This is a genomic window from Streptomyces sp. NPDC058470, from assembly GCF_042721055.1.
GTDB lineage: Bacteria > Actinomycetota > Actinomycetes > Streptomycetales > Streptomycetaceae > Streptomyces.
Map to the genome: position 1 here is coordinate 1 of NZ_JBHXMF010000115.1, position 12,512 is coordinate 12,512.

At 68.7% G+C, this 12,512-nt stretch carries 6 protein-coding genes and 1 pseudogene; 5 read left to right on the forward strand and 2 right to left on the reverse strand.

The annotated features are described in order from the left end of the window. The first annotated feature begins 516 nt into the window (after positions 1-516). Positions 517-2,787, forward strand: coding sequence for a M4 family metallopeptidase (locus tag ACFWP7_RS41920; RefSeq protein WP_384393697.1), 2,271 nt, complete (start codon positions 517-519; stop codon positions 2,785-2,787). 122 nt (positions 2,788-2,909) lie between these two features. Here ACFWP7_RS41920 and ACFWP7_RS41925 read toward each other — a convergent pair. Further along, positions 2,910-4,154, reverse strand: a pseudogene (locus tag ACFWP7_RS41925) (saccharopine dehydrogenase family protein). 232 nt (positions 4,155-4,386) lie between these two features. On the opposite strand from ACFWP7_RS41925, the gene ACFWP7_RS41930 reads away from it, so the two are divergent. Continuing rightward, a complete protein-coding gene (locus ACFWP7_RS41930; RefSeq protein ID WP_384393712.1) occupies positions 4,387-5,490 on the forward strand; it encodes an AI-2E family transporter in 1,104 nt (367 codons plus the stop codon). 4 nt (positions 5,491-5,494) lie between these two features. Here ACFWP7_RS41930 and ACFWP7_RS41935 read toward each other — a convergent pair whose 3' ends face one another. Next, complete coding sequence (locus ACFWP7_RS41935) at positions 5,495-5,650, reverse strand: rhomboid family intramembrane serine protease (RefSeq protein WP_384393700.1); 156 nt, start codon at positions 5,648-5,650, stop codon at positions 5,495-5,497. Between the two features lie 305 nt (positions 5,651-5,955). Between ACFWP7_RS41935 and ACFWP7_RS41940 the strand changes: the two genes are divergently transcribed. From ACFWP7_RS41940 to ACFWP7_RS41950, 3 genes are all read left to right on the forward strand, one after another. After that, positions 5,956-8,496, forward strand: a complete 2,541-nt coding sequence (locus tag ACFWP7_RS41940; RefSeq protein WP_384393703.1) for a SpoIIE family protein phosphatase — start codon at positions 5,956-5,958, stop codon at positions 8,494-8,496. 106 nt (positions 8,497-8,602) lie between these two features. Further along, the gene (locus tag ACFWP7_RS41945; protein ID WP_384393706.1) at positions 8,603-10,057 is read left to right on the forward strand and encodes a glyceraldehyde-3-phosphate dehydrogenase; all 1,455 of its coding nucleotides are present in this window, start codon (positions 8,603-8,605) and stop codon (positions 10,055-10,057) included. 246 nt (positions 10,058-10,303) lie between these two features. Beyond that, positions 10,304-12,358, forward strand: a complete 2,055-nt coding sequence (locus tag ACFWP7_RS41950; RefSeq protein WP_384393709.1) for a DUF1996 domain-containing protein — start codon at positions 10,304-10,306, stop codon at positions 12,356-12,358. The last annotated feature ends 154 nt before the right edge of the window (positions 12,359-12,512 follow it).

A 12,512-nucleotide genomic window follows, 5' to 3' on the forward strand; every position in this document is an offset into this window, starting at 1 on the left:
ACATTTAGACGGGCCTGGGGGGCACGCAGATTACCAAACCCCCCTCGGCCGGGCCCCGGCCTTGGGCCCGGCCCCGGCCTTGGGCCCGGCCCCGGCCCAGGCCCGGCCCCGGCCCAGGCCCGGCCCTGGCCCAGGCCAGGCCAGCCCAGCCCAGCCCAGGTCAGCCCAGCCCAGGCCTCAGGCTCGCCTCCAGGCTCGCCCCCGGACGAGCCCTCCCACCGTCCGGCAGCGGCCGAAAAGCGCCCCGCGTCAAGACGAACCCCCAGCAAGTAGGGGCCAATTCGAGCCGTTCTATTGGCGCATCCATGACAAGATCGCCCGTGCGATGTCACTCTGATCTTCGCGCGTTCACCCTTCCTTCACACCCCCACGTCTTGCATGCCACGGAGTTCTGACACGCCTCGCGTGTCATCTCGTGCCGTGCCCTTCCCTGCTCAGCGCGTCGCCGGCCGGCCACACCCTGCCGGCCTGTCTTCCGGCCTCCATCACAGGCCTCCGCCGCATAAGGAGAAGCCCTTGCTCCGGCCACACCGCACCTTCAACCGACGTAGATACACGGCAGCGTTGGCCCTCACCACCGCGGGCACTCTGCTCGCCGCAGGTTTCCAGGCCGGCGTAGGGTCCGCGGCCCCCCGCGACCGCGGTGACGGGAAGATCGTCGCCACGCCCCGGGCCGGTGCGGCCCCGGCGGAACTGTCTCCCGCCAAGCACGCCGCGCTCATGAAGAGCGCGGGTCTTGCCGTCGGCGACACCGCCAAGAACCTTGACCTCGGCTCCAAGGAGAAGCTGATCGTCAAGGACGTCGCGAAGGACGCCGACGGCACCACGCACACCCGCTACGAGCGCACCTACGCCGGCCTGCCGGTCCTCGGCGGCGACCTGGTCGTGCACGCCAAGGACGGCCGCACCACGGTGTCCGAGGCCACCGAGGCCGCGATCAAGGTCCCGACGATCACCCCTCGCATCACCTCCAAGACCGCCGCCGGCAAGGCACTTGCCGCCGCGAAGAAGGCCGACGCCAAGAGCCCCGCGGTCGACGGCGCCCCACGGCTGGTCGTCTGGGCCGGCGGAGCCGAGCCGGTCCTGGCCTGGGAGTCGGTGGTGGAGGGCCTGCAGCACGACGGCACGCCCAGCGAGCTCCACGTCCTCACCGACGCCGCCTCGGGCAAGGCCCTCTACGACTTCGAGCAGGTCCACACCGGCAGCGGCACGGGACAGTACAGCGGGACGGTCGATGTCGGCAGCACGCTCTCCGGCACCACGTACCAGCTGCAGGACCCGGCCCGGGCCGACCAGAAGACGTACGACCTGAACCAGGGCACCTCGGGCACCGGAACCCTCTTCACTGATGACAACGATGTCTGGGGCGACGGCACTCCGGCCAACCGGCAGACGGCCGGTGTGGATGTCGCGTTCGGCGCCGCGGCCACCTGGGACTACTACAAGGACGTGTTCGGCCGCAACGGCATCCGCAACGACGGAGTGGCCGCCTACAGCCGGGCGCACTACGGCAACGCGTATGTCAACGCCTTCTGGTCCGACAGCTGCTTCTGCATGACCTACGGCGACGGCGCGAGCAACACCCACCCGCTGACCTCGCTGGACGTCGCCGCGCACGAGATGACCCACGGCGTCACCAGTGCCACCGCCGGCCTGGTCTACTCGGGCGAGTCCGGTGGCCTCAACGAGGCGACCTCGGACATCTTCGCCGCGGCCGTGGAGTTCCAGGCCGACCTGGCCGCCGACGTTCCCGACTACCTGGTCGGCGAGAAGATCGACATCCGCGGCAACGGCACCCCGCTGCGGTACATGGACAAGCCCTCCAAGGACGGGGCGTCCCGCGACTTCTGGGACTCCACGCTCGGCAGCGTCGACGTCCACTATTCCTCTGGCCCGGCCAACCACTTCTTCTACCTGCTCTCCGAGGGCAGTGGCGCCAAGACGGTCAACGGCGTCTCCTACGACAGCCCGACCTACGACGGCGTGGCCGTGACCGGCATCGGCATCGAGAACGCCCAGCAGATCTGGTACCGGGCTCTCACCACCTACATGACCTCCACCACCAACTACGCCGGCGCCCGCACCGCGACCCTGCGGGCAGCGTCCGACCTGTTCGGCGCGTACAGCGACACCTACCTCGCCGTCGCCGCCGCCTGGGCCGGCATCAACGTCGGTGACCGGATAGCGCTCGGCGTCAACGTGGCCCCGATCGCCGACCAGACCAGCGGTGTCGGCCAGACGGTTTCGCTGCAGGCCGAGGCCTACACCACCAACTCCGGTGCCAGCCTGACCTACGAGGCCACCGGCCTGCCGGACGGTCTGACGATCAGTGACACGGGGCTTATCACGGGCGTCCCGACCACTGCCGCCAACAGCGAGGTGACACTGACGGTCACCGACAGCACGGGCGCGACCGCCCCGGTGACCTTCGACTGGCGGGTGGCGTACATCTACGCCAACGGCACGCGCGTCGACATCCCCGACGTCGGAGCCGCGGTGGACTCGCCGATCGTCATCAACGGCCTGAGCGGCAACGCCTCGGCCGCCACCCAGGTCTACGTCAAGATCATTCACACGTACCGCGGTGACCTGACGGTCGATCTGGTCGGCCCGAACGGCACCGTCTACTCGCTGCTGAACCACAGCGGTGGTTCTGCCGACAACGTCGACCAGACCTTCACGGTCGACGCCTCCGCACAACCGATCAGCGGCACATGGATCCTGAGGGTCCGTGACACGGCCTCGATCGACGTCGGCTACATCGAGCGGTGGCAGCTCACTCCCTGACCTCCTCTCCTGAGCCACCTTGCCCGTCCGGACCGCTTTGCGCGGGCCGGGCGGGCAATGCCGTTCACCCCCGGGGTGACGGACGCGCGGCGGTCACCTGCCTTTGCAGGCGGCCCGACGTCTCAGGCCGTGCCGTCGACGGGAGTGTCCTCGCGCATCCCCCACGGCGCGCCGTACTCGCTGAGCAGGTCGAGGAACGGCTGGGGAGGCAGGGCCTCGGGGCCGAGCACCCCGCTGCCGTACCAGGCTCCGGACGCGATGAGTTCGAGAGCGGCCACGGGGTTGATCGCGGTCTGCCAGACCACGGCCTGGGAGCCGTACTCCCGCATCGACCACTCGTTGTCGACCACATGGTGGAGATAGACCTCTCGGGGCCGCCCGTTCCTGGTTCCCCTGACCCACGTGCCCGCGCACGTCCTGCCGTGCATGCGGTCCCCGAGACCCGCCGGGTCGGGCAGGCAGGCGGCGACCACGTCGCGCGGGGAGACCGCGACCCTGCCCGTGCCGCCGCTGTCCACGGTGACCGGATCCGTGCGGTCCAGGCCCAGCTTGTGCAGGGTCTGCAGGACACCGATGAACTCGTTGCCGAGACCGTACTTGAAGGTGACACGCCGGGCCTTCAACCACCTTGGGATCAGCAGCACTTCCTCGTGCTCGACGTTGACGCACTCCACCGGTCCGATGCCCTCGGGAAAGTCGAAGACCTCCGGCTCGCTGAAGGGCGGCGTGGTGAACCAGCCCCGATCCGCTTCGTAGACGACCGGTGGGTTCAGGCACTCCTCGATCGTCGTCCAGATGCTGAAGGACGGCGCGAAGTCGTATCCGTCCACGACCAGGTTGGCGCCGTCACGGATGCCGATCTCCTCGATCTATTCGAAGAGTTCGTCGGCGGCGTAACGGGCGAAGACGTCCGACAGGCCCGGCTCCACACCCATGCCGACCAGTGCGAGTCGGCCCGCCGCCGCCCACTCGGCGGAGCGTGCGAACTGCGCGTCCCCCAGCTTCACTCCGCACTCCTCGTACGGGCGTGCCGGGTGCGGCCGGGACAGGGACATCGCCATGTCGAGGTAGTGCGCGCCGTGGGCGAGTGCCGCGTCGAACAGTGGCAGCACGAAGCGGGGGTCGGTGGCGTTGAGCAGGACGTCGCAGCGGTGTTCGGCGAGGGCGGCCCGTACGCCGTCCGCGTCCGAGGCGTCGAGCCGTACGGCGGTGAACCTGCGCCCGTCGGCCCCGACACCGGCGACGGCCGAATCAGCCCGTGCCCGGTCGTAGTCGGCGACGACCATGTGCTCGAAGAAGGAACGACGGGCCGCGATCCTGGTGATCGCGGTGCCCACGCCGCCCGCTCCGACCATGAGAACTCGCATGGCTGCACTCCTTCGTTCCGTCATCGGCAGGGACGCCTCCGCTGCCGGTCCGGTGCGCCAGGACGATATCGGGTTCGTCAATGCCGACGTCGTCGGATCAGGCATGCCGAAAGCGCGTTGCGAAGCTTCTCAGCAGCCAACTTGCCTCTCCGGCTGTCCATTTGGGGGCTCGCCCGCAGCGGCAGCGGAGTATGGCCGGGGTACCCATAGGGTGACCCCCATGTCTGCCGCCATGAGTTCCACGAAAGCCCGCGCCGCGCTCCGCGCATCAGCGCGTATCTCCGTTGAGTTGTTGCTGGTCCTCGTGATGACCGGGGTGGCCCTATGGCTTCTGGGCCGGATGTGGTCGGTCGTGTGGCCGCTCATAGTCGGCCTGTTCGTCACCACGCTGACCTGGCCCCTGGCTCGGTTTCTGCGCCGGCGCGGGTGGCGCCCCGCCCTGGCAGCGTCGGCGGTGACCGTGTTGTTCCTCCTGGTGGCCGTGGGCATCGTGGCGCTGATCGCGGTGCCGGTGGCGTCCCAGTCCGGTGACCTGACCGATGGCGTGGTCGCGGGCATCGAGAAGGTGCGCGAGTGGGCCGCCGGGCCGCCGCTCAATATCGCCGACGATCAGATCGCGGATGCTTCCGATGCCGCGATCGCCCGCCTTCAGGACAGTGCCGGCAGTCTTGTCACCGCTTTCGCCACCGGTGTGAGCACTGTGATCAATGGCGTGGTCACCGCTGTGCTGGCGTTGTTCCTGATGTTCTTCTTCCTCAAGGACGGCCCGCGGTTCCTGCCGTGGCTCACCCGTCAGCTGCCGGGTCGGCTTGCCACCGACGTTCCGATCGTGGCCGCGCGCAGTTGGGACACCCTGGGCGCGTTCGTGCGTTCCCAGGCAGTCGTCGGCCTGCTGGACGCCGTACTGATCGGCATTGGCCTGTGGATATTGGGAGTTCCCCTGGTGCTTCCGCTGGCGGTGTTGACCTTTGTCTCCGCGTTCATTCCGATCGTGGGCGCGCTGTTCGCGGGTTTTGTCGCGGTTCTCATCGCGCTGGTGTCGAACGGCCTGACGGACGCACTGCTTGTGCTGGCGATCATCGTGGTGGTGCAGCAGCTTGAGGGCAACGTGTTCCAGCCCATGATCCAGAGCCGGGGCCTGGGCCTGCACGCGGCGGTGATCCTGCTGGCCGTGACGCTGGGCGGCAGTCTGGCCGGCATCGTGGGAAGCCTGCTCGCCGTACCGGTCGCCGCGATGATCGCGGTGTTCTGGAACTATCTGCGCGAGCAGCTCAGCGACCCGCCGCAGGAGCCGGAGACCGATGAGTCGCACTCCGGCGCCCCCGTCCCGTTGTAGCAAGTCACCCTGGCCGGGGATCGTTCACGAAGCCGCGAACCAGCAGATGACCGAAGAGGCCGAAGACGACGCCGGACATGCCCGCTGTCGTGGAATGCTCGGGGGACGTGAACCAGACGCCCAGGCCGCTGACGAGGATGATGTCAATTGCCTCAAGCACCCACAGCAGGGCAACCCACCCCGCAACCAGGACGGCCGCGCTCTGGGTCCGCGCACGGCGCGGCACTGGTGCGGGGAGCGTCACGCCCTGCGGTCCGTACGCCACGGGAACCCCCCGGCTTACCTCGAGTGGCGGGTCGGCCCAGTCCCAGCAGGGGCAAACCGGCCGGGGCAGGAGGACCGGCCGGAGGGCCGTGACCCAGGCGGTTCTGCGGAGAAGGCTTCGCGAACCTCTACCGCTCGGGCAGGTGGACAAACCCGCCTTAGACTGAGGAAACCGTAGCGATGTCAGTCGACAGGCGAATCATGACCGCAACCCGATCGAAGCGGCGCGTCGGATGGGGCCTGACGCGCCTCACGGTGGTCGCGAGCACCGTGCTCGCGCTGCTGATCGGCCTCGCCTTCGGTGTGCTGCTGTGGGCGATCCAGGACATGCGTGAGTCGACGGACGCGAGGAAGAGCATCCGGACGGCGCTCGTCGAGGCTGCGGGCCTCGAGAAGCTCGTCCTCGACGTCGAGACGGGCCAGCGCGGCTTCGTCATCACCCGTCAGGACCGCTTCCTCCAGCCGTGGGAGACCGCCAGGCTCGACTTCCCCGGGCAGGCAAAGGAGCTCGTGCGTCTCACCGACCCGCCCGAGCTGCGGAAACTGGCGCTGCAGATCACCCGTGACGGAGAGTCCTTCATCCGGGACTACTCGGTGCCCCTCGTCGAGGCGGCGAAGCAGGGCAATCCCTCCACGCGGAGCGTGCAGACGACGGCCGAGGGGCAGGACCGGGTCGACGGGCTGAGGGCCGAGTTCGACCGTTTCGACAAGGACGCGCGCACCATACTGGCGGCGCGTGAGGACATTGCCGAGGGCAGGGTTCGGTGGTCGATCGCCGCGGCGACGTCCGGGCTCGCGGGATCGGTCCTCCTCATCGCCGCTTACACGGGATATCTGACACGGGCGATCGTCCGGCCGGTCCGTCGGGCAGCCGCCGTCGCGGGCCGGCTCGCCGACGGAGAGCTGTCGGCCCGTATGCCTGAAACGGGTGCGGGCGAGATCGGCGAACTCGAAGTCGCGTTCAACACCATGGGGCACTCGCTCGAGGAGAGCCGCGAGCTGACGGACGTCGCGCACAGACGTCTCAAGCTGCTGTACGGCGCCAGCGTGGCGGTCGGCACCAGCCTTGATGTGGGGCGGACCGCGCAGGAGTTGGTGAAGGTCGTGGTCCCCGCGTTCGCCGACTTCGTCACTGTCGACCTGGCCGTCTCCGCTTTGCAGGACGGCGAGCAACTGCCCGCCGGGGGTGTGAAAACGCGCCGGGTCGCTGTGGGAGGCATCGTCAAGGTCCCTCCGTTCCAGCCGGTGGGCGCACTGATCACGCTGTCTCCGTGTACGCCGCAGGCCCGCAGCTTCGGCAGCGGGCTCGCGACGATCGAACCCGATCTGCGGGCTTCCGCCACATGGCAGTCCCAGGATCCGGCACAGACCGGGCGGATCCTGGAATACGGCATCCATTCGCTGATCACGGCTCCGCTACAGGCCCGGGGCATGCGGATGGGCGTGATCACCTTCTGGCGCTCGGGTTCGACCGGACGATTCGAGGAGGCCGAGCTGTCCTACGCCGCGGAGCTGGCTGCCAAAGCAGGGGTCGCCATAGATAACGCACGGCGCTACACCCGTGAGCGAGACACCGCGCTCACCCTGCAGCGCAGTCTGCTGCCGCAGCGGTTCCCCGCGCAGCCGGCTGTGGAGGTCGCCTCCCGTTATCTGCCGGCAGGCTCACAGGCAGGAGTGGGCGGCGACTGGTTCGACGTGATCCCGCTGTCCGGCGCCAGGGTCGCCCTCGTCGTCGGGGACGTCGTCGGCCACGGCATTCATGCCTCTGCCGACATGGGCCGGCTGCGTACCGCCGTACGCACCCTGGCCGACGTCGACCTGCCGCCCGACGAGCTCCTTACACACCTCGACGACCTGGTCATTCACCTCGCCAGTGATGAACAGCCGGGTATCGCCGAAGGCGACGCTGCTGCGAGCGGCGACCTGGGAGCCACTTGCCTGTACGCCGTATACGACCCCATCTCCCGCCGTTGCACCCTGGCGACCGCCGGTCACCCCATGCCCGTCCTCGTCACTCCCGAGGGCGTCCCGGAACTTGTGACCGGCTCGATCGGCCCCCCGCTCGGCGTCGGCGGCCTCCCCTTCGAGACCACCGAGCTGCAACTGGCCGCAGGCAGCGTTCTCGCCCTGTTCACCGACGGTCTGATCGAATCCCGCAACCGCGACATCGACCATGGTCTCGCCGAGCTGATACGCACGCTGGGCGCGCCGGTGACATCACTGGAGGACACCTGCGACACGGTGATCGACACCTTGCTCGACGGCCGGCCGGCCGACGACGTCGCCCTTCTCCTCGCGCGAACCGGAGCTCTGCCCCCGGATCACGTCGCCACTTGGGACATCCTCCCCGACCCGGCCCAGGTCGCGGTCGCCCGGACGCTCGCCACCGACCAGCTCGACGCCTGGGGACTCGCCGACCTGGAGTTCATCACCGAACTCGTGGTCAGCGAGCTGGTCACCAACGCCATCCGCTACGGAGCTCCTCCGATCCAGCTACGGCTGATCCGCGACCGAACGCTGATCTGCGAGGTCTCGGACGCCAGCAGCACGGCACCGCACCTGCGCCGGGCCCGGGCCTTCGACGAGGGCGGCCGCGGCCTGCTGCTGGTCGCGCAGCTCACCCAGGGCTGGGGCAGCAGACAGACCACCTCCGGCAAGACCATCTGGTGCGAACAGACCCTGCCCCGCGCAGCTGCCGACGCGCACTCCGGTGCCGGCCGGGCGGGCAGCGGCGTCGGGTAAGGCCAACCGCTACAAGGAGACCCTGTGCTGCCCACTGGCACCGCCTAAATGATCCAAACAGCAGGGGATTAGCATATGAGCGCCTCCTAGCTCGAAAGATGGACCTGTGACTGTCAATGACGACTCGTTCACCAACTGGAAAAACCGCGAGGAGATCGCGGAGTCGATGATCCCCGTCATCGGAAAGCTGCACCGGGAGCGGGACGTGACGGTCCTGCTCCACAGCCGCTCCTTGGTGAACAGGTCGGTGGTCAGCATCCTCAAGACCCACCGATTCGCCCGGCAGATCGCCGGTGAGGAACTCTCGGTCACCGAGACGCAGCCGTTCCTGGAGGCTCTGACCACGCTCGATCTCGGCCCTTCCCAGATCGACATCGGCATGCTCGCCGCGACATACAGGACCGACGACAGCGGCCTGTCGGTGGAGGAGTTCACCGCTCAGGCTGTCGCCGGGGCAACCGGTGCCAACAAGGTCGAACGCTGCGAGCCCCGTGACGTGGTCCTCTACGGGTTCGGCCGCATCGGCCGCCTCCTGGCCCGCCTGCTCATCGAGAAGGCCGGCTCCGGCAACGGCCTGCGCCTGCGCGCCATCGTCGTTCGCAAGGGGGCCGGCCGGGCCGCGGAGGATCTGGTCAAGCGCGCCTCGCTGCTGCGCCGTGACTCCATCCACGGCCAGTTCCACGGCACGATCACCGTCGACGAGGCCAACAGCAAGATCATCGCCAACGGCAACGAGATCAAGATGATCTACTCCGACGACCCGGCGACGGTGGACTACGCGGCGTACGGTGTCAAGGACGCCATCCTCATCGACAACACCGGCAGGTGGCGCGACCGCGCGGGACTGTCGAAGCACCTCCGCCCGGGTATCGCCAAGGTGGTTCTGACCGCGCCGGGCAAGGGCGATGTCCCCAACGTCGTCCACGGCGTCAACCACGACATGATCAAGCCGGACGAGCAGATCCTGTCCTGCGCGTCCTGCACCACCAATGCGATCGTCCCGCCGCTGAAGGCGATGGCGGACGAGTACGGCGTCCTGCGTGGCCATGTGGAGACCGTCCACTCGTTCACCAACGACCAGAACCTGCTGGACAACTACCACGACTCCGACCGGCGCGGCCGCTCGGCGCCGCTCAACATGGTCATCACCGAGACCGGCGCCGCCTCCGCCGTCGCCAAGGCGCTGCCCGACCTCAAGGCCAGGATCACCGGCAGCTCGATCCGCGTTCCGGTGCCGAACGTCTCGATCGCCATCCTCAATCTGCGGCTCGCGCGCGAGACCACCCGCGAGGAGGTCCTCGACTATCTCCGTGACGTGTCGCTGACCTCGCCGCTCAAGCGTCAGATCGACTTCATCAGCGCTCCCGACGCGGTCTCCAGCGACTTCGTCGGCTCGCGCCACTCCTCGATCATCGACGCCGGGGCACTCAAGGTCGAGGGCGACGACGCGATCCTCTACCTCTGGTACGACAACGAGTTCGGCTACTCCTGCCAGGTGATCCGCGTCGTGCAGCACGTGTCCGGGGTGGAGTACCCGACGTACCCGGTTGCGGTGGCCTGACCTCGGCGGACCGGCCGGACCGGCCTCCCGGTGGGCGGGGCGGCAACTGATTCCGGTCGGCATCGAGTTGCCGCCCCACTGGCAGCCCGCCGTCCGTCGCTGGTGGTGACAGAGACAGTGGGGCTGAACCTGATTCCTAGGAGATTTCTATGAATCTCCGAGGTGTTTGAACATGCCGGGGCGCGGCTGCGTACTGGGGCAGGGGATTGCCATACCGAGCCGTCCATCACGCGTAGGAGCACTTCCTTGAGACGCAACACGCGCAGACGCCCGACAGGCGCACGGCGCGCGACCTCTGCAGCAGTCGCGCTGATATTGGGGGGAGTCGGGCTCGTAACGGTCAACGTCTACGCCTCGGCGACCGAAAGCGGTTCGGGCGGCGAGTCCGGGCAGGACAACCAGGTCCTGTCATCGGCGGGTGCCACGATCGACTGCCCGGACGTCGGTAGTCAGCTGACGACCGTTCCGGACGCGGCCAGGGAAGACGTCGACAAGGAACTCGCTCTCCTGGACCAGCAGATCACCGAGGCCTATCAGCAGCTGCAGGTTGCGGCGCAGGCCGCGGATCAGGGCGCCGACGTCGACGACAGCGAGATTCTGAATCCGCTGACGGAGAAGCGTGCGGCGGCGATCGACCGCATCGTGCTCGCCATCGATGGCGCGGGGGACCGTCCGGAAGGACTCGAGGCCCTCGCGACCTGCACCTTGCTCGATTCCGCCAACCAGTCCGGCAGCGGTGAGAACAGTGACGCGGGCGGCGACGGCCAGGGCGCTGAGGACCAGAACCAGGGCGGCGACGCGGCAGCGGACGCCCAACAGGGCGGCGACGCCGGCCAGGTCGGCAACGGGCCCGTGGCCGCCGACTTCCAGGACATCAACTCGGTGCAGCCCAACGTGCAGAGCCCGCAGGCCCAGGACAACGCCTCCCGTGGCGAGTTCACCACCAGCTGCGGGGTGAACGCCAACGGCCTGTTCAACTCCGACAACGTGATCGTGGCTCCCGGCGTCACCAACGGCGCCCACCACTTCCACGACTACGTCGGCAACCAGTCCAACAACGCCTTCGCCAGCGACGACGACCTGGCCAACAGCGACACGACCTGCGAGGACGAGGGCGACAAGTCGTCCTACTTCTGGCCGGTACTGAGGCTGCAGAACGGAACCCAGGAACAGGACGCCGGGTCGGCCGGGGGCGGAATCGAAGGCAACGCCGGTGAGATCGTCACGCCCAAGCAGGTCACGCTGACGTTCGTCGGCAGCCCGCAGAGCGAAGTCACCGCCATGCCCCGGCTGCTGCGCATCATCACCGGTGACGCCAAGGCGTTCGTCAACGGCAACGCCAACGCCAACGCGTCGTGGAGCTGCACCGGGTTCGAGGACCGGCAGTTGAAGGACAAGTACCCGATCTGCCCGCAGGGCAGCGATGTGGTGCGCACCTTCAAGTTCCAGAGTTGCTGGGACGGCGCGAACATCGACAGCGCCAACCACCGCACCCACGTGGCCTTCGCGGACGCCCAGGGCAACTGCCCCACCGGGTTCCGTGCCATTCCGCAGCTGGTGCAGCGCCTTGTCTACGACGTCGACGCACCGAGTCTGGTCGACGGAGGCAGGACGACACCGTTGTTCGCGGTGGACTCCTTCCCCGAACAGCTGCACAAGCCGGTCACGGACCACGGCGACTTCATCAACGTCTTCGACGAAGGCCTCATGCAGGAGATGGTCGACTGCATCAACAGCGGCCGTCAGTGCGGTGCGGGTGCCGACCCGGGCACCGGTACCGAGGAGCCGCAGGAACCCCCCGCCTCGGAACAACCCTCGCAGGAGCCCCCCGCCTCCGAAGAGCCCCCGCAGTCCCCGACGCCCAGTGCGGACGACCCGTCCTACGGGCAGGGGAGCGAGGAGCCCGGCAACAACGAGGGCGACAATGGCGGCGGCGGCGGTGACCAGAGCTCGGAGCCCGCGACCACCACACCGGCCACCGAACCGGCGGGCGAAGTCTCGCCCGACGCCCCCGTCAGCGTGGAACCCAAGGTCGAGACGCCTTCGGCCACCTACGAGGCCGCCGCGCCGTCGTCCCACGCCGGCTCGGACGAGGATCACGGCAGTGAGGTGGGCACCGCCGCGCAGACACCGCCCGTCGGCGGGACGGACCCGTCCGCCGCATCAGGGACCGAACCGCAGACAGAGGGCACGGCCAGTCTCGCTGCCACGGGAGCGCAACTTTGGCCCGCCGCGCTGGGCGGAGTCTTCGTGATCGCAGGCGTTGTCGTGCTCCGCCGCATCAGGCGCGGGCAGATCTGACAGCGCTCCGAGGAGGACGCTTGAACGGTGGCGGGGGGGCGGCCCCCGCGGCCCCCCCCCCCCCCACACCCCCCCTCACCGGGCCCCCCCGCCCCGCGACTCCGGCATGATCCGCCGGACAGGCCCTAGCCGCGGAGCGCGGCCAGCGATTCCC

Coding starts and splice junctions, on each gene's coding strand:
- ACFWP7_RS41930 (WP_384393712.1), top strand. CDS start 4,387: ATGAGTTCCACGAAAGCCCGCGCCGCGCTCCGCGCATCAGCGCGTATC.
- ACFWP7_RS41940 (WP_384393703.1), top strand. CDS start 5,956: ATGACCGCAACCCGATCGAAGCGGCGCGTCGGATGGGGCCTGACGCGC.